17 protein-coding genes are annotated in these 16,494 nt (G+C 75.3%); 5 read left to right on the top strand and 12 right to left on the bottom strand.

Annotated features, from left to right (window positions below; translation table 11 throughout):
- The 8 genes from ACLIYP_RS24215 to ACLIYP_RS24180 form a co-directional block, all read right to left on the bottom strand.
- Positions 1-289 (bottom strand): CocE/NonD family hydrolase (locus ACLIYP_RS24215; protein WP_412715230.1); only part of this gene is annotated, 289 nt, incomplete at its 3' end.
- Positions 286-1,155 (bottom strand): hypothetical protein, encoded by an 870-nt coding sequence (locus tag ACLIYP_RS24210; RefSeq protein WP_412715229.1) that lies wholly within the window; start codon positions 1,153-1,155, stop codon positions 286-288. The genes ACLIYP_RS24210 and ACLIYP_RS24215, both read right to left, overlap by 4 nt.
- 120 nt (positions 1,156-1,275) lie before the next feature.
- Complete coding sequence (gene amiA / locus ACLIYP_RS24205; RefSeq protein ID WP_241270818.1) at positions 1,276-1,389, bottom strand: streptamidine family RiPP; 114 nt, start codon at positions 1,387-1,389, stop codon at positions 1,276-1,278.
- A 57-nt stretch (positions 1,390-1,446) separates the two neighbouring features.
- Positions 1,447-2,268 carry an ABC transporter ATP-binding protein gene (locus ACLIYP_RS24200; protein WP_412715228.1) on the bottom strand — a complete coding sequence of 274 codons (822 nt, stop codon included), beginning with the start codon at positions 2,266-2,268 and terminating at the stop codon, positions 1,447-1,449.
- Between the two features lie 21 nt (positions 2,269-2,289).
- On the bottom strand, positions 2,290-3,297 hold the full coding sequence (locus ACLIYP_RS24195; RefSeq protein WP_412715227.1) for a FecCD family ABC transporter permease: 1,008 nt from the start codon (positions 3,295-3,297) through the stop codon (positions 2,290-2,292).
- Entirely contained in the window at positions 3,294-4,466 is a 1,173-nt protein-coding gene (locus ACLIYP_RS24190) for an ATP-binding protein (RefSeq protein WP_412715226.1), read from the bottom strand. The genes ACLIYP_RS24195 and ACLIYP_RS24190 overlap by 4 nt, the downstream gene beginning before the upstream one ends.
- Before the next feature lie 422 nt (positions 4,467-4,888).
- Positions 4,889-6,607, bottom strand: a complete 1,719-nt coding sequence (locus tag ACLIYP_RS24185; RefSeq protein ID WP_412715225.1) for a DUF885 domain-containing protein — start codon at positions 6,605-6,607, stop codon at positions 4,889-4,891.
- A 103-nt stretch (positions 6,608-6,710) separates the two neighbouring features.
- Positions 6,711-7,193, bottom strand: coding sequence for an Lrp/AsnC family transcriptional regulator (locus ACLIYP_RS24180; protein ID WP_412715224.1), 483 nt, complete (start codon positions 7,191-7,193; stop codon positions 6,711-6,713).
- Positions 7,194-7,252: 59 nt separating this feature from the next.
- On the opposite strand from ACLIYP_RS24180, the gene ACLIYP_RS24175 reads away from it, so the two are divergent.
- A complete protein-coding gene (locus ACLIYP_RS24175; RefSeq protein WP_412715223.1) occupies positions 7,253-8,554 on the top strand; it encodes a trans-sulfuration enzyme family protein in 1,302 nt (433 codons plus the stop codon).
- Here the strand turns inward: ACLIYP_RS24175 and ACLIYP_RS24170 are convergent.
- The 3 genes from ACLIYP_RS24170 to ACLIYP_RS24160 all read right to left on the bottom strand — a co-directional run bounded on the left by ACLIYP_RS24170 (position 8,502) and on the right by ACLIYP_RS24160 (position 12,349).
- A complete protein-coding gene (locus ACLIYP_RS24170; protein WP_412715222.1) occupies positions 8,502-10,004 on the bottom strand; it encodes a GNAT family N-acetyltransferase in 1,503 nt (500 codons plus the stop codon). The two genes, ACLIYP_RS24175 and ACLIYP_RS24170, sit on opposite strands and share 53 nt — an antisense overlap.
- 118 nt (positions 10,005-10,122) lie before the next feature.
- Positions 10,123-10,689, bottom strand: a complete 567-nt coding sequence (locus ACLIYP_RS24165) for a DUF1990 family protein (RefSeq protein WP_412715221.1) — start codon at positions 10,687-10,689, stop codon at positions 10,123-10,125.
- A gap of 61 nt (positions 10,690-10,750) precedes the next feature.
- A complete protein-coding gene (locus ACLIYP_RS24160; protein WP_412715220.1) occupies positions 10,751-12,349 on the bottom strand; it encodes an alkaline phosphatase D family protein in 1,599 nt (532 codons plus the stop codon).
- Positions 12,350-12,727: 378 nt separating this feature from the next.
- On the opposite strand from ACLIYP_RS24160, the gene ACLIYP_RS24155 reads away from it, so the two are divergent.
- From ACLIYP_RS24155 to ACLIYP_RS24140, 4 genes are all read left to right on the top strand, one after another.
- Positions 12,728-13,165 carry a roadblock/LC7 domain-containing protein gene (locus ACLIYP_RS24155; protein ID WP_412715219.1) on the top strand — a complete coding sequence of 146 codons (438 nt, stop codon included), beginning with the start codon at positions 12,728-12,730 and terminating at the stop codon, positions 13,163-13,165.
- Positions 13,166-13,182: 17 nt separating this feature from the next.
- The gene (locus tag ACLIYP_RS24150; RefSeq protein ID WP_412715231.1) at positions 13,183-13,989 is read left to right on the top strand and encodes a transcriptional regulator; all 807 of its coding nucleotides are present in this window, start codon (positions 13,183-13,185) and stop codon (positions 13,987-13,989) included.
- 37 nt (positions 13,990-14,026) lie between these two features.
- Complete coding sequence (locus ACLIYP_RS24145; RefSeq protein ID WP_412715218.1) at positions 14,027-14,461, top strand: roadblock/LC7 domain-containing protein; 435 nt, start codon at positions 14,027-14,029, stop codon at positions 14,459-14,461.
- Between the two features lie 146 nt (positions 14,462-14,607).
- Positions 14,608-14,982, top strand: a complete 375-nt coding sequence (locus ACLIYP_RS24140) for a hypothetical protein (RefSeq protein WP_093658362.1) — start codon at positions 14,608-14,610, stop codon at positions 14,980-14,982.
- A 140-nt stretch (positions 14,983-15,122) separates the two neighbouring features.
- Here the strand turns inward: ACLIYP_RS24140 and pdxR are convergent.
- Positions 15,123-16,494 (bottom strand): MocR-like pyridoxine biosynthesis transcription factor PdxR (gene pdxR / locus ACLIYP_RS24135; protein WP_412715217.1); only part of this gene is annotated, 1,372 nt, incomplete at its 5' end.

Genomic DNA, 16,494 nt, shown 5'->3' with positions numbered 1-16,494 from the left:
CGGCCACCAGCCGGCCGTCGCTCCACGGCTGCCGCCGGATCCAGCGGGCGGCGGCCGCCCCGTCGGCTGCCTCGCCCTCGTACGGGCGCCACCGCCCCGGCGACGCGAACCGGCCGCGTACGTCCTGGACGACGGCGGCGAACCCGCGGCGGGCCCAGCCGCTCGCCTCGGCCCGGTGCCGCAGGCGGTCGTAGGGGGTGCGCAGGAGTATGGCGGGGAAGGGGCCGCGGCCCGCGGGGAGGCGGACGTCGGTGGCCAGCCCCTCGACGGTGGCACCGGGCGGTGTCACCCGTTCCTCCCCGGCACCGGGGCTGTCTCCGGCATCGGGGCGACCGCGGGCACGGGGAGGACGGGGTGCTCTGTGACCGTCAGGGTGCGCAGGTCCACGCACCTGAGCCGGCGCCGTGCCGGGAGGCCGGCCTCTTCGGGGGCGTCGGCGGCCCACCGCAGCAGGTCGTCGGCGAGCAGTGCCGCGAGCAGGGTGGCGGCGGGAGGGGTGGGGCCGGCCGGCGCGCCGCGGGTGCGGGGTCCGCTCCAGTAGGCGGCCAGCTCCCGGTGGGCGGGGGTGGCGGCGAGCCGGCGGGCCCTGACGTGGGCCGAGGTGACGTCTCCGGGAGCGGCTGCGAGCGGCTCGACGTATGCCTGCCGGCCCTCGCGGTGGCAGCGCAGCCAGGCGACGCCGTGCGCGGGCAGCCGGTCCGCGGCGTCCCACAGCCCGTCGGGCACGGGGCCGTCCAGGCACCACACGACGGCGGCGGGGTCTTCGCGGAGCAGGTTCTCCAGGCCACCCGGCGACGCGCCGGGAGCGGTCGCCGGACCGGTGCGCGGCCGGGCGCCCAGGGCGGTCAGCTGCGCGGCGAGCGGTTCGGTCAGCACCGGGTCGCCCAGCAGGCGGACGTTCCGGCGGGCGGCGGGCCACTTCGGGCTCGGCGGGCCGTCCGCCAGATAGCCGGCCTCCTCGAACGCCCTGATGACGCGGCCCAGTTCCTCGTCCGCCGGGGCTCCGGCGGCGCCGGAGAGCAGGGAGAGCAGGGCCTCCTCGTCCGCGCCCCGTGTCCTGACGCTGAGGAACTCCCCCTCGGGGGTGCGGACGGCGAGGCCTCGCCCGGGCACGGCGACGACCTCGACACCGGGTGCGAGCTGACTGCGGGACACGGCGATTCTCCTGCGGGCTGGCTGACGACGGACTGGAGGCCGGCTGACGGCGGGGCCTGCGACGGGCGTGGGCCCGCCCGGACGGCGCCGGGCGGACCCACGTTCGGGGTGGGGCCCCGCTTACTCCTCGGTGTCCTCGAAGGGGTTCTCGACGAGCGCGTTGGAGTGGGAGGCCGAGTCGTGGGCCAGCTGGCCCGGGTCGGCGATCGGCGCGAAGACCTGCTCGTTGTCCATGAACTCTCCTTGTTCGTAAGGGAGATACGGCGTTCGACTGAGCGCCGCGCCCACACTCTAGTGAATATGATTTTCATAATCTATAGACGGAAGAGGGTGATCTGGGTAACACACCGGCCATCCCCCCTCGGGGTCCCGGCCGACCCGGCCTGCCACCCTCAGCACATCCGCCAGCAACCCCGGCGTGACCACGTCCCCCGGCGCACCGTCGGCCACCACGCGGCCGTCCCGCAGCGCGACGATCCGCTCGGCGAACCGGGCGGCGTGGGCCAGGTCGTGCAGCACCATCACCACGGTGAGCCCGCGTTCCTCGCGCAGCCGGACCACCGTCCGCAGCACGTCGAGCTGGTGGTGCAGGTCCAGATAGGTGGTCGGCTCGTCCAGCAGCAGGACGCGGGTGTCCTGGGCCAGCGCCATCGCCAGCCGCACCCGCTGCCGCTCGCCCCCCGACAGCGCGTCGACGTCGCGGTCGGCCCACCCCTCCACGCCGACGTCACGCAGCGCCCGGCGCACCACGGGGTCGTCGCCCTCGCGCAGCATGCCCAGCGGGCCACGGGCCGCGTACCGCCCCTGCCGCACCAGGTGGCGCACCGTCATCCCCGGCACGGCGGGCGCGGACTGGTGCAGCAGCGCCACCCTCCGGGCCGTGGCGCGCCGGGACAGCCGGGCGAGGTCGTCCCCGCCGAGCAGCACGCGTCCCTCGTCCGGCCGCAGCAGCCCGGCGGCCAGCCGCAGCAGGGTCGACTTGCCGCAGCCGTTGAGGCCGACGAGGGCGGTCAGCTCGCCCGGCCGGACGGTCAGGTCCACGCCCCGCAGCACGGGCCGCGCCGGATATCCGAAACGGACCCCCTCGATACGGATCCCCACGGAGTCGGTCATGCCTCTGTCCTCACATCGACTTCAGAACGTACGGCCCGGCGTGCGGCGCACGACGACCAGCAGCAGTGCGGCGCCCAGGCAGGCGGTGAGCGCCCCGACCGGCAGCGTGAGCCGCCCGGCCTCCAGCGCCGCCGCCAGCAGCCGCGAGGACAGTTGCGCCGCCGCGTCCGCCCCGCACACCACGACCGCGCCCACCGCGGCGGCGCCGGGCAGGCTCACCCGCAGATCGGCGCCGAAGAGGGCCACCGCCAGATGCGGGACCAGCAGCCCCACGAAGCCCAGCGCCCCGACGGCGGCCACCGCGCCCGCGGTCAGCGCCACCGCGCACAGCAGGGCCAGGGTCCGGGCCCCCCGGGCGGAGAGGCCTGCGGCCAGGGCGATGTCGTCCCCGCAGCGCAGCAGGGTCAGCGGCCCGGTCAGCAGCCAGGCCGCCGTCCCCCAGGCCAGCGCCCACGGCCACAGCAGGTGCCAGTGCTGCCACACCCGGCCCTCCGTGGTCCCCACCAGCCACTGCACGACGCTGCCGAGCTCGCCCGGCTCCACCAGGAGCACCATGGCCGTGAGCCCGCCGAGCACCGCGGAGACCAGCACCCCGTGCACGGCGGTCTGCGCCGGGTCGCCGCGGCCGCGGCCGGCCAGCAGCCACAGCAGCGCCGCTCCGCCGCATCCGCCCGCGCACGCGGCCAGGACGACGGCCAGCGGGGAGTCCCACCCCGCCAGCCCCAGGGCCGTCGCGGTGACGGCCCCGAGCACCGCTCCGGGTGTCACGCCCGTCACCTCGGGCCCGGCCAGGGGGTTGCGCAGCGCGGACTGCAGGACCAGCCCCGCCACCGCGAGGCTCGCGCCCGCGCAGAGGGCCACCAGCAGCCTGGGCAGGCGCAGTTGCAGGAGGATGTGGCGCTCGGTCGTGTCACCGCCGCCGCCCAGGACGTCCCAGACCGTGCCCGGGGACATGCCGCGTCCGGCCACCAGCTCCACCGCGGCGCACACCGCGGCCAGTACGGCGAGCGCCGCGAAACGCCGGATCACCGCGCTCCCTCCGCCCCGGCCGCCCCGGCCGCGGGCCCAGCCGGTGCCCCGGTCGCCGTTCCGGCGGACGAAACGGCGGCCGTTGCGTCCGCGGCGGAGGAGGCGCCGGCGTCCCCGGGCAGGGAGCCGGAGGGGCCCAGCGAGGCCGCCGGCCGGTCCGGGGGCGAGTCGGGGTCGGTGAGCAGCGGGCTGGGCAGGAAGGCCACGGCCCGCACACCGCTGTAGGGGGACTTGGTCACCGACACCTCGAACCCGTACCTGCTGCTCAGCATGCCGATCACGGCGAAACCGAACTTCGGGGGGTCGCCGAGCCGGGTGACGCTGACGGCCTCCTGCCCCGACAGCAGGTGCTGGGCCCGCTCCCGCTCGCCGGGCTGGAGGCCCACGCCCTTGTCGTCCACGATGACGGACAGCCCGTTGTGCGCGCGTTCGAACTGCACCAGCACCTGGGTGTCCGGGTGCGAGTAGCGGGTGGCGTTCTCCAGCAGTTCGGCGAGCGCGAGCACCAGGCCCTCCACGGCCCGCCCCACGACGGCGCGGTCCCCCTCGTCGTGGAAGATCCTGACGCGCCGGAAGTCCAGGATGCGGCTGACCGCGCCCCGCACCACGTCGCTGAGCGGGGTGGCGTTGTGCTGCCGGCCCGGGTACGAGCCGCACACCACGGTGATCGCCTGGGCGCGGCGCAGGATCTGGGCGGTGGCGTGGTCGACCACCTGCAGATCACCCAGCACCTCGGGCGAGTCGTGCTTGCGGAGCATGTCGGTGACGGCCATCTGCTGCTTGTTGGCCAGTGCCTGGAGGGTGCGGGCCACGGACAGCAGCGTCGCCTGGGTCATCTGAGCGGTGCGGCCCTCGGCGTCGGTCAGGGCGCGTACGAGCTGGCCCTGGAGGTCGCCGAGGTGGCGGGCGAACGGCGTCCCGGCCAGTTCCGCGGAGACCGGCGGGAGTTCCGGCACCGGCTGCCGGTCGCTGACGGCCTGGACGGTCGCCGGCAGACTCACCCCGGCCAGCCGGGCCAGCTCGGCGTCCCGCGCCCGGCTGCCGGAGCGGGCTTCGGACAGTTGCGCCCGCAGCCCGCGGATCAGACGAGCCTGGCGTACCGCCACCGGCGTGAGGGCCATGGCCAGCCCCGAACCGAACAGACTCGCCACGGTCGTTATATCGGTCATCAACTTTCCTCGCGGACGCGTCGTTGCGGGAAGAAACGGTCAAACCGTCGGGTGGTGCCGACCGGGGTAACCGCGGGTCGCGTGCGACGACAGCGTAGGGCCCGGGCCCGCGAGGGGGAGGGGAAATGGCCAGGCTGTGGCCCTGTGGGCGATCATCTGATATGGAGTCGGACCGGAGCGCCGGAACGGCGTCCGGAGCGGGCCGGCGGCGCTTTGCGCAAAGCCGCTCTGTACGCCGGCAACGTGTCGAGAGCGTGACAGCGCGGTGGCGTGCGCATGATGGCGGGATGAGGGGTGGCGGCCGGCCGCCGTTCACCGGCCGCCGCGGGGCGCGCGGTGGATGTCCGCGCGCCCCGCGGAGGGGCGTACCGCGCTCCGAGTGCGGCTCGCAGTGCGGCCCGGAGCGCGGCTCGCAGCGCGGCTCAGAGCGCGGAGAGCTCCACCACCAGGTCGTCCAGGCCCAGCGAGCCCAGGGACAGCGCGTCCATGTGCCACCTCCTGGCGTCGAAGGCGTCGCCGTGCGCCGTACGGGCGGCCTCGCGCCCCTTCAGCCAGGCGCGTTCGCCCAGCTTGTAGCCGATGGCCTGGCCGGGCATGCCCAGGTAGCGCACCAGTTCGCTCTCGACGTGGTCGGCGGGCAGGCCGCTGTGCATGCCGAAGAACTCCTGGGCCAGGTGCGGTGTCCACCGCTCGCCGGGGTGGAAGGGGGAGTGGTCCGGGATCTCCAGCCCCAGGTGCATGCCGATGTCCACGATGACCCGCACTGAGCGCATCATCTGCGCGTCCAGATAGCCCAGCCGCAGCTCGGCGTCGTGCAGGAAGCCGAGTTCGTCCATCAGCCGCTCCGCGTACAGCGCCCAGCCCTCGGCGTTGGCGCTGACCATCCCCACCGACGTCTGGTAGCGCGAGAGCCGGTCGGCGACGTACGTCCACTGGGCGAGCTGGAGGTGGTGGCCGGGGACGCCCTCGTGGTACCAGGTGGTGACCAGTTCGTAGAGGGGGAAGCGGGTGCGTCCCATCGCCGGCAGCCAGGTGCGGCCGGGCCGGGAGAAGTCCAGCGACGGCTCGGTGTAGTACGGCGCGGCGGCGCTGCCCGGCGGGGCGATCATGGACTCCACGCGCCGGACCGGTCCGGCCAGGTCGAAGTGCGTGCCGTCCAGCTTCTCGATCGCCTCGTCCATCAGCTCCTGGAGCCACACCCTGGTCTCCTCCACGCCCTCGATCGCCCGGCCGTGCGTGTCGAGGTGGCGCAGCGCCTCCCAGGGGGTCGCGGCGCCCGGCAGGACCTTGGCGGCCTCAGAGCGCATCTCGGCGTGGATGCGGTGGTACTCCTCCCAGCCGTAGGAGTAGGCCTCCGCCAGGTCCAGATCGGTGCCGTTCCAGTAGCGCGCCCAGCGCCGGTACCGCTCGCGGCCCACGGTGTCCGGCGCGCCGTGGACGGCCGGGGCGTAGGTGTCGCGCAGCCAGTCGCGCAGACCGGCCACCGCGCCGGCGGCCGCGGCCGCGCCCCTGTCCAGCTCGGCGCGCAGGGACTCGGGACCGCCGGCGGCGAAGGAGGCGAACCAGCTCCGGCCGCCCTCCGCGCCCAGCCACTCGCCGAGCTGCCCGATCACGGTGTCCACCTGGCGCGGACCGGCCGGAAGCCCGCCGGCCAGGCCCTTGGCCAGCGAGGCGCGGTAGCCCTCCAGGGCCGTCGGCACGGCCGTCATCCGCCGGGCGACGGCCGCCCAGTCCTCGTCGGCCGCGGTCGGCATGAGCGTGAACACGCCGCGCACCGAGTGCACCGGGGAGTGGAGGTTGCTGACGGCGCGCAGCCCCTCGCCCGCCTCGTGCACGGCGAGTTCCGCGGTCAGCCGCTCGCGCAGCAGGCGCGCGCAGCGCCGTTCGGCGTCGCCGTCCCCGCCGGGCCGCCGCTCGGCCTCGGCGAGCCGCTCCAGGGCGGTCCGGCCCAGGACGGCCACGGCCTCCTGGCCCTCGGGGGAGAAGTCGGGCAGCTCCCGCGGACCGCCGGGGAGGCCGAGGTAGGTGCCGAGGACCGGATCGAGTGCGACCAGGTCGTCGACATAGGCGTCGGCGACCTGGCGGGGCAGGGGCGCGGTGCCGTGCGCGGTCCCGGATGAGGTGTTCGTTGCATCGGACATGGGCCTCATCCTGGTACGGCGGCGCACGCCGGGCCATGGGATTGCCGCGGGGGGAGACGGCTTCCGCCATCGCGGGACCGGGCCGGCCGCCGGGTCGCCCCGTTCAGCCCTGCCGCTCGGACGGCAGCAGCGGCCCGCACGTCCACTGCTGGAAGATCAGCCGCGTCTCGACCCGGGCGACCTCCCGGCGCGAGGTGAACTCGTCCAGCACCAGCCGCTGGAGGTCGGCGGTCCCGGCGACCGCGACATGGACGAGGTAGTCGTCGGGACCGGTCAGGTGGAACAGCGCCCGCGACTCCGGCAGCGCGCGGACGCGCTCCACGAACGGTCCGATCAACTCCCTTCTGTGCGGCCTGACCTGTACCGAGAGGAAGGCCTCCAGAGGCCTTCCGAGTTTGGCCGGATCCAGTCGTAGCGCATGGCCGAGGATCACCCCGCCGCGACGCAGCCGCGCCACCCGGTCCAGGCAGGTCGAGGGGGCCACGCCGACGGCGGCCGCGAGATCGCGGTAGGTGGTCCGGGCGTCGTTCTGCAGAAGGCGCAGAATCTCCAGATCGACCGGGTCCAGAACGACTGAATCGGACATTCACCGAACATAGCACGGCTGTTTTCCGCTACACGCCGGTAGTTGTTCAGCATCGCGGCATGACCCACCAGGACAGCATGGACACGACACCGCCGGCCGCCACCCGAACGCTGGCCACCGAGGCCGTGCACGCCGGACGCGAGGACCTCGCCGCCCTCGGCCTGCACGCCGCCCCCCTGGACCTGTCCACCACCTACCCCTCCCGCGACAGCCGGGCCGAGGCCGCCCGGCTGGACGAGTTCGCCGCCACCGGCGCCGAACTGGAGGGCCCGCCGGTCTACGCCCGGCTCGGCAACCCCACCGTGGCGCGCTTCGAGACGGCCCTGGCCCGGCTGGAGGGCGCCGAGGCGGGCGTCGCCTTCGCCAGCGGCATGGCGGCCCTGACCGCGGTGCTCCTGGCCCGTGCCGCCCAGGGGCTGAGGCACGTCGTCGCGGTCCGGCCGCTGTACGGCTGCAGCGACCACCTGCTCACCGCCGGGCTGCTGGGCACCGAGGTCACCTGGACCGACCCGGCCGGCATCGCCGACGCCATACGCCCGGACACCGGCCTGGTGATGGTGGAGACACCGGCCAACCCCACCCTGGCCGAAATCGACCTGAGGGCCGTGGCGCACTCCTGCGGCTCCGTGCCGCTGCTGGTCGACAACACCTTCGCCACCCCCGTACTGCAGCGGCCCGTCGAGCACGGCGCCCGCATCGTGCTGCACAGCGCCACCAAGTACCTGGGCGGGCACGGCGACGTCCTCGGCGGCGTCGTGGCCTGCGACGAGGAGACGGCGCGCGAACTGCGGAAGGTGCGCTTCGCCACCGGCGGCGTGCTCCACCCGCTCGCCGGCTATCTGCTGCTGCGGGGCCTGTCCACCCTGCCGGTGCGGGTGCGGGCGCAGTCGGCCACGGCCGCGGAGCTGGCCCGGCGCCTGGCCGGCGACCCGCGGATCGCCCGGGTGCACTACCCGCGGCTGGGCGGGGCCATGGTCTCCTTCGAGGTGCACGGGGACCCGCACGAGGTGATCGCGGGGGTGCGGCTGATCACTCCGGCGGTCAGCCTCGGCAGCGTGGACACCCTCATCCAGCACCCCGGGTCCATCAGCCACCGCATCATCGGCGAGGACGACCGCCGCACCGGCGGGATCGGCGAGAGGCTGCTGCGGATGTCGGTCGGTCTGGAGGACGTCGAGGACCTGTGGAACGACCTCGACGCGGCGCTCGGCTCCGTCCGGGGAACCGGGGGCGGGGCCGAACGCCGCGCCGGGATGGCCGGGAGCGGCACCGAGAACGCCGGGGGTACCGGGAACGGCACCGTGGGCGTCAGCGCGGCCCGGGCTCGACGGCTGCCGGAACCGGGACGAGCCGGGCGGTGATCACCAGGGTGCCCTCCTCGACCTGGTAGTCCAGCGGCAGCCCCAGGCCGCGCATGGCCGCCACCATGCCGGTGTTGTGCGACTGCGTCACGGCGTAGACGCTCTCGCACCGCGCCTCGGCGGCCATCGCCACCAGACGGCGCAGCAGTTCGGCGCCGATGCCGCGGCGCTGCCAGACGTCCTCGACGAGGAGGGCCACCTCCGTCTCGTCGCCGTCCCACATCAGATGGCCGAGCGCCACCAGCTTCCCCGAGGCCGTCTCGGCCGCCAGGGTGCGGCCGAAGCGGGGGCTGAGCAGGTGGTCCAGATAGCGGTCGGCGTCCCTGACCGGACCGTGGTAGCGCGCGGCCAGGGTGCGCGCCGAACAGCGCCGGTGCATCGCGCGCGCGGCCTCCAGGTCGGAGGTGTCCGCCCGCCGTACGGTGATCTCGTTCCCCTCCGGGAGCGTGAGCGTCTCACGGAGGCGCGGCACCCGGCCCGCCGGCCCCTTGCCGGCGCCGGATCCGGCGGCCCCGGGCGGGCGGGAGTCCGGCTGGGCGTCCAGCCGTGCGTCCAGCTCGACCAGGGCACGGGCCCGGGCGAACTCGGTCGGGGTGAAGGGCAGGTGGGGGCGCTCCACGACGATCGTCCCGCCGCGCGGATCGCGCATCCGGATCACCGTCCCCTCCAGCACACCGTCCTCGGGGGTCTCCTCCTCGTACCGCCCCCCTCCCGGCTGCCCGCCCACCGTCCGGGAGGGCACCGAACGGATCGTGCAGCGGCCGAGCAACTGGCGCAGTGCGAGCGGGAGTTCGGCGCTGTCCAGTGCGGTACGGGTGGCCAGGCCCAGCACCCGGGTGGGGGTGTCCACCAGATCGTGCGCGTCGGCCCGCTCCAGCCAGGTGTCCCGTCCGCCCGCAGAGGCCACCGCCCGGCCCAGTCCGGCGGCCTCCAGCGCGCGGGGCGCCCGCAGCAGGAACTCGTCCACCGTCACCTCGCCCAGCGGATGCGTCTGGAGCCCGATGACGTCCACCCGCAGCTCCGCCAGGACGGTGCACAGCGCGGCGAGCGATCCGGGCTCCTCGCGCACGGTGGTGCGCAGCCGCCACAGCACCGGCGGCTCCTGCGAGGCGACCGTGGTGGAGGCGGAGGCGGAAGCCGCGGATGCGGTGGAATCCGCCCCGCCCGCCGGGCCACCGCCGGGATCGGGCGGCGGGTGGTGGCGGCGCCGCGCCCACCAGGTGTGGATTCCGGCCGTGGCCAGCAGGGCGGCGGCCGACAGGACCAGCAGCACCGGGCCGTCCGGCCCGTGCGCCACCGTCTTGGCGATGCTGTCGGCCACGGTCACGGCCGTGAACAGCGCCGCCAGTTCGACCAGGTCGTGCCGCCAGTGGTGCGGGCCGCGGGTCCTGCTGCGGAGGGCGCGGCGAGCGGTGCGGCGGTCCGCGCGGTACGCGGGGGATTCGGTCATGCGGCCACTCTCGCCGACCGGTGTTGCGCGATCACGAACGGTTTGTGACCGACGAGTTAAGGGCCTTCTGGGAGCCATGCCGGTTTAGCCGGTTTCGCCGGTCTGGCCGAGTGCTCCGTCACGCACGAGGACGGCGGGAGGCACGGGAGAGCCTGCGCAGCACCGCCCCGCACCGCCGGGCGTACAGCCGCTGGAACAGCGGGACGAGCGGCCCGGCGGCCCGCGCCCACCACACCTCGGGGCGGCTGAAGGCCCGCACCTCCAGCCAGACCGAACCGTCGTCGTCCAGCTCCACGACGAACGCCTCCTCGCCGTTCTCCGGATGCCCCGGCAGCGTCCCGTAGCCGAAGCCCGCCCGCCGCTCGCCGTCCGCCGTCCACACCACCCGGCACGGCGCGTGGATCCTCAGCCTTCCGGCGCCCAGGCCCACCACCACGCGCACCCCGGGCTCGGCGCGCGGGGACGCGGTGGCCATCTCCACGCCCATGGCCCGGTGCATCCGCCAGGTCAGCACGGCCCGCCCGGCGGCCAGGAAGACCTCCCGGCCCGAGCCGAGGCGGGTGCGCACCCGCAGCCGCCCGAAGCCCGGCGGGCAGCCGGACGGGTCGTCCTCGCGGGTGGCGCCCGCCCCGGCGTACGTCAGGCCGGCCGCGGGGTCGTCCGTGCGGTCGTCGCTCGCGTCCATGGGCGCAGCGTATTGCGCCGCATCGCACCGTGGTGCGCCGGGCCCGTGGACGCCCGGCCGCCTACTGCCCCACGAGACCGGGCCGCAGCACCTTGGTGAACAGCACCGCGCCGCCCTCCTCGCGCAGCCGCACCGTCAGCTCGCCGCTGTCGCCGTCGATGTCCACCTGGCCGTAGAACTGGTAGCCCTCGCTCGGCGGGACGTTGCCGCGCTCGGGCGCCTTGACGAAGACCCGCTCGGGGCCGAACGTGCCGTCCAGCGCGCTCGCCGGGAAGGCCCCGGCGTTCAGCGGCCCGGTGACGAACTCCCAGAACGGCGCGAAGTCCCCGAACGCGGCCCGCGCCGGGTCGTAGTGCTGGGCCGAGGTGTGGTGCACGTCCGCGGTCAGCCACACCGTGCCGGTGATCCGCCGGTCGCGGACGAACCGCAGCAGTTCGGCGATCTGCAGCTCGCGCCCCAGCGGCGCGCCCGGGTCCCCCTGCGCCACCGCCTCGACGTCCGCGCCGTCGGAGACGACCAGCCCCAGGGGCATGTCCGAGGCGATCACCTTCCACACCGCGCGCGAGCGCGCCAGTTCCCGCTTGAGCCAGGCCAGTTGCTCCGCGCCCAGCACACCCTGCGGGTCGGAGGTCTGAAGGCCCCGGGAATTGGCGTTGCGGTACGTGCGCATGTCCAGCACGAAGACGTCCAGCAGCGGGCCGTGGCGCACCACCCGGTAGATCCGCCCGTCGCGGTCGCGCCGCGGCGAGGACAGGGGGAAGTACTCGCCGAACGCCCGCCGGGCCCGGGCCGCCAGCACGTCCACGCGCCGCTCGGTGTAGCGGGCGTCGGTGAGGATCTCGCCGGGATACCAGTTGTTGACCACCTCGTGGTCGTCCCACTGCACGATCGAGGGAACCTGCGCGTTGAAGCGCCGCAGCGACCCGGCCATGAGGTTGTAGCGGAAGTTGCCCCGGTACTCGTCGAGGGTCTCGGCGACCTTCGCCTTCTCCTCGGTGACCACGTTGCGCCACGTACCGCCGCCGGGCAGCGCCACGGTCTCGGCCAGCGGGCCGTCGGCGTAGACGGTGTCGCCGCTGAACAGGAAGAAGTCCGGGTCCAGCCGGGCCATCTCGTCGAAGACCGGATAGCCGCCGCGGTCGGGGTTGATGCCCCAGCCCTGCCCGGCCAGGTCGCCCGACCACACGAAGCGCACCCCGTCCCGGCGCCGCGCGGGGGCGGTGCGGAAGGTGCCGCGGACCGGCTCGCCGGTGCGCCGGGGGTCGTCGGGGTCGGCCAGCACCACCCGGTAGTGGATCTGCCGGCCCGGCGGCAGTCCGTGCAGCGCCGTCGTCCCGGTGAAGTCCGTGTCCGGCCCCAGCAGGGGACCGTGCCAGCGGCGCGCGTTGCGGAAGGACTCCGTGGCGGAGGTCTCCACCAGCATCCGGGCCGGGCGGTCCGAGCGCACCCACACCAGGCCGGACGTGGCCGTCACATCCCCGGTCTGCACCCCCCAGCCGGCCCTCGGTCGCCCCGACAGCGCAAGCGCGGGGGCGGCGGCCGGTCCCAGCGCGGCGGCCGGCAGGGCCGGCAGGGACAGCGCAGCCGAGGCCGCCAGCGTGCCGCGCAGAACCGAGCGCCGTGCGGGCGCGGCGGGCTCCGGTGATTCCTGGTGTGCCATGGGCGGACAGCCTCCTGAACGTCGGGCGGAGCGGGTCGTACGGCCGGTCATGGTGGCCCCGCGAGGCGAACGGAGGGGAACCGCGCCGCCGCGTGCGGACCTGTCCCAGGTAAACGCGGCGGTGTCCGGCCGCGCCAGTACCCCGCACCGGGACGGACACCGGAGCGGATGCCGGAGCGGACGCCGGGACATGCCCCGGGCAGGCGGGCGGAGAGCGAAGTGAAAATGACAAGTTCATTTGCCGCTCGAACATTACGCCGCTTCCTCGGTCGGAATCGATCAAATGTGCCCGGAACGGGTGACACGATGCGTAATCTCATCGTCACTTCCGCACCACCGGTGGGTGCGTCCGCACGTCGAGCAGGAGGGGAGCCGCGCGTGCCCGGAATCGACGAGTGCCTGCTCGAGGCCATGACGCTGCCCGGCGCCCGCGGCGCCGCCGTGGTCGACTGGACCAGTGGGCTCGCGCTCGGAGCGGTGGGCGAGCCGTCGTGCGCGGACCACGAGACGACCGCCGCCGAGACGGCCGAACTCGCCCGCACCGCGGCCGAGCACACCGCGTTCGCCGGGCCCGGCGGTTCCAGGAGCGCGAGCGGCGGCGGGGAGCCGGGGAAGGAGGCGGAGTCCGGCGGGGGAGAACCGGTCGAGGACCTCATCGTCACCACCCGCGACGGCTACCACCTGCTGCGCTTCGTCGGGCAGCAGGTCTTCGACGGCAGCCTCTTCGTCCATCTCTGGCTCGACCGGGAGGAGGGCAACCTCGCCCTGGCCCGCATCCGCCTGCGCCACCTCTGCGAGCGGCTGGTGCTCGCGTGAGGGCCGCCCTCTCCCCGATGCTCGGCCATCTCGCGGCGCGGCGGGCCACCGGGGCGCTGCTGCGCGGCAACGGGACGCTCTACCTGCGCGACGGCGAGGTGGTCCACGCGGAGAGCCCCGTCTCCCCGGGGCTGGACGTGCTGCTCACCCTCGGCGGCAGGCTCCCCGCCGAGGGCTGGCGGGAGGCCGTGGAACGGGCGGGGGCCCGCCGGCAGGTCGCACGCTTCCTGGTCGACAACGGCCGGCTGACCCGGGGCGAGCTGGAGGTCTACCACCTGGGCGCGCTGTACGACGCGGCCTTCTTCGCCCTGGCCCCGGGCAGCGGACCGGCCCGGTTCCGCAGTGGCCTCTCCCACTGGCTGGGGCCCGTCCGTCCCGTCCCTGCGGGGGACCTGCAGCGCGAGGTCCTGCGCCGCAGAAGGCTGCTGGAGGACCTGTGGCCGCACCCGGATGTGGACACCGCCCCGGTGGTCCGGGCGCAGGGGGCCGGCTCTCCCGCCCCGACCCGCAGGCAGCGGGCCGTCCTGGACCTGGCGGACGGGGTGCGCACCCCCGCCGGCATCGCGCGCCGCCTCGGCCGCCCGGCCTTCCACGTGCTGATCGACGTGCGGCGGCTGGCCGCCGCCGGGCACATCCGGACGCCCGCCCCCGCGGCGGCGCGCCCTTCCCGGGCTCCGTCGGCCCCGTCCGCCTCGTCGGCCCCGGTGCCAGGGGCCCTTCCGCTCCCGTCCCCCGCGTCCGCCGCCCGGACCCCGGAGATGTCCGCCGATCCGGACATCGCCCTGCTGCTCCGGATCCGCGATGCCCTGGAGGCGCGCCTGTGATGCACCGAACCGTTCCCGCCGGCCCCGGAGCCCTGCCGTGAGGCGCGCGCTCAAGCAGTTCGCCGGACTGCGGCAGACGGCCGCGGCCGACCCGGAGGTGCTGCGCGAGCTGCGCGTGCTGCGTTCCCGTGTCCCTCATCTGACCGGTGCCCTCGCGGTCGGCACCGGGGGCGTCCTGCTCGCCGAGGACGCCCCCGGAACGCAGGCCGCCGCCCTGGCGGCGCTCACCGCCGTCGCCCTCGCCGACGCGCTGCGGCTGGCGGACACCGCCGACCGGGGGCACTTCCGCGAGCTGCTGGTACGGGGGGAGAAGGGCTACGTCGCGGCCTACGCGGCGGGACCCGCCGCAGTCCTGGCCGTCCTGGCGGAGCCGCGCGCCAACGTGGGCCGGATCCATCTGGAGGCCCGCCGGACCGGAGCGCGCATCGCCAGCCTGGCCGCGGGCGCGGACGAACGGCCGGAGGGCGACTGAGCCGAGTCGAGACCACCGGCGCCACCCGGCCGCCCTCCCGGCCACCCCGGACCCACACCGCGGGCGAACCCGCCCGCTGTCACCCGATATGTCAAGAGAAGACCGGAATGTGCGCCACGGTGCACACGGAAAGGAAGTGGACAGCCATGGCCAACGTCGAAACCTCCCTCAAGGAAGCGATGACCGCCATCGAGGGCTCCCTCGGGGCCGCCCTCGTCGACTACACCAGCGGCATGGCGCTGGGCACCGTCGGAGGGGGCAAGGACCTCGACCTGAACGTCGCCGCCGCCGGCAACACCGACGTGGTCCGCGCCAAGGTACGCACCATGGAGATGCTGGGCCTGAAGGACGAGATCGAGGACATCCTGATCACCCTCGGCGGGCAGTACCACCTGATCCGGCTGCTGAGGGGGCGCGGCAACAACGGCCTCTTCCTCTACCTGGCCCTGGACAAGACGCGGGCGAACCTCGCCATGGCCCGGCACCAGCTGCGCAGGATCGAGGCGGAGCTGGAGATCTGACGCGTCGGCGGACCCACCGGACCCACCGGACCCATCGGACCCATCGGGCGCACGGCGGTTCGGCCCCCCGGGGGAAGCAGCGTGAGACCGCGTACGGGCCGGGGAGGGCGGCCGCCCTCCTCCTCGCGAGTCCTCCCCCTTCACGGGGTCCGGGCCGCCTCGGCCAGCAGCCGTACGCCGTGCGCGATCCGGTTCGGCGTCAGATGCGCGTAGCCCAGCACCAGCCGCACGCGCCCGCCGTCCTCGCCTCCGGGGAGCGGTGGCGAGGACGACGGGCGCGGCGGCAGGTAGTCGGACAGCGGCCGCACCGCCACCCCCGCCCGGGCCGCACGTGCCAGGAGACGCTCCTGCGGGCCGCACCGGTGCGGCAGCGCGGCGATGACGTGGAGCCCCGCGGCGATCCCCGTCACCTCCGTGTCCCCGATGTGCTCCGCCAGGGCCCGCAGCAGTGCGTCGCGCCGCTGCCGGTAGGCGCGTCCGCAGCGGCGCAACTGCCGGTCGTACTCGCCGCGGGCGATGAAGTCGGCCAGCAGAGCCTGGTCCAGCACCGGATGGCCCAGATCCATGGTCCGCTTGCGCTCCACGACCTCCCGTGCCAGAGCGTCCGGCGCCACCAGCCAGCCCAGCCGGAGCCCCGGCGCGAGGGACTTGCTGACCGACCCGGCGTAGGCGACCCGCCGGGGGTCGAGTCCCTGGAGCGCGCCGACGGGCGCCCGGTCGTAGCGGAAGTCGCCGTCGTAGTCGTCCTCGACCAGCAGCCCGTCCACGTCGCGGGCCCAGGCCAGCAGCGCCGAGCGGCGCGCCGCCGAGTAGGCGATGCCGGACGGGAACTGGTGGGACGGGGTGAGCACCGCGGTCCGCGCTCCCGAGGCCGCCAGCTCCCCGGGGAGCAGTCCCTCCGCGTCCATGCCGACCGGCGCGGTGCGCAGCCCGGCCGCCGCGAACAGCGCCGCGTGTTCGAAGCTCCCCGGAGCCTCCACCGCCACCGTCCGCCTCCCGCGTTCGTTCAGGGTGAGGGCCAGGAGCGTCATCGCCTGCGCCACGCCCGAGCAGATCACCACCCGCCCGGGATCGGCGGCCACCCCGCGCCGCCGCGTCAGCAGGGCGGCCACCGCGCAGCGCAGTTCGGGCAGCCCGCGCGGATCGGGGTAGCCCAGGGCGTGGTGCGGCAGACCGGCCAGCGCCCTGCGGTGGGCGGCGGCCCAGGCGGTACGCGGGAACAGCGCCGGGTCGGGGGAGCCGGGCCGGAAGTCCACGGCGGGCACGGCCGCGCCCTCCCCGGCGGGCGGTGCGCCCGCCGGGGCGTCGCGCACGGCGCTGCCCACCCAGGTGCCCGAACCCCGGTTGCTGGTGAGATAACCCTCGGCTGTCAGCTGCTCGTACGCCTCGGTGACCAGGCCCCGGGAAACCCCCAGGTCGGCGGCGAGTTCGCGGCTGGAGGGCAGCCGGGCGCCGGGCGCCAGCCGGCCCGAGCGCACCGCCTCGCGCAGCCTGGCCTGGAGGGCGCGGCCG

The organism is Streptomyces nanhaiensis (assembly GCF_046614825.1).
GTDB classification, from domain to species: Bacteria; Actinomycetota; Actinomycetes; order Streptomycetales; family Streptomycetaceae; genus Streptomyces; species Streptomyces radiopugnans.
Note: the sequence above shows the minus strand (reverse complement) of the source record. Positions and strands in the feature narration are given on the sequence as shown.

Bases quoted from the DNA above. Each gene is read 5' to 3' on its own strand.
- ACLIYP_RS24185 (WP_412715225.1), bottom strand. From the start codon at position 6,607: ATGTCCGATGCAACGAACACCTCATCCGGGACCGCGCACGGCACCGCG.
- ACLIYP_RS24140 (WP_093658362.1), top strand. From the start codon at position 14,608: ATGGCCAACGTCGAAACCTCCCTCAAGGAAGCGATGACCGCCATCGAG.
- ACLIYP_RS24160 (WP_412715220.1), bottom strand. From the start codon at position 12,349: ATGGCACACCAGGAATCACCGGAGCCCGCCGCGCCCGCACGGCGCTCG.
- ACLIYP_RS24170 (WP_412715222.1), bottom strand. From the start codon at position 10,004: ATGACCGAATCCCCCGCGTACCGCGCGGACCGCCGCACCGCTCGCCGC.
- ACLIYP_RS24175 (WP_412715223.1), top strand. From the start codon at position 7,253: ATGACCCACCAGGACAGCATGGACACGACACCGCCGGCCGCCACCCGA.
- ACLIYP_RS24165 (WP_412715221.1), bottom strand. From the start codon at position 10,689: ATGGACGCGAGCGACGACCGCACGGACGACCCCGCGGCCGGCCTGACG.
- amiA (WP_241270818.1), bottom strand. From the start codon at position 1,389: ATGGACAACGAGCAGGTCTTCGCGCCGATCGCCGACCCGGGCCAGCTG.
- ACLIYP_RS24150 (WP_412715231.1), top strand. From the start codon at position 13,183: ATGCTCGGCCATCTCGCGGCGCGGCGGGCCACCGGGGCGCTGCTGCGC.
- ACLIYP_RS24190 (WP_412715226.1), bottom strand. From the start codon at position 4,466: ATGACCGATATAACGACCGTGGCGAGTCTGTTCGGTTCGGGGCTGGCC.
- ACLIYP_RS24180 (WP_412715224.1), bottom strand. From the start codon at position 7,193: ATGTCCGATTCAGTCGTTCTGGACCCGGTCGATCTGGAGATTCTGCGC.
- ACLIYP_RS24200 (WP_412715228.1), bottom strand. From the start codon at position 2,268: ATGACCGACTCCGTGGGGATCCGTATCGAGGGGGTCCGTTTCGGATAT.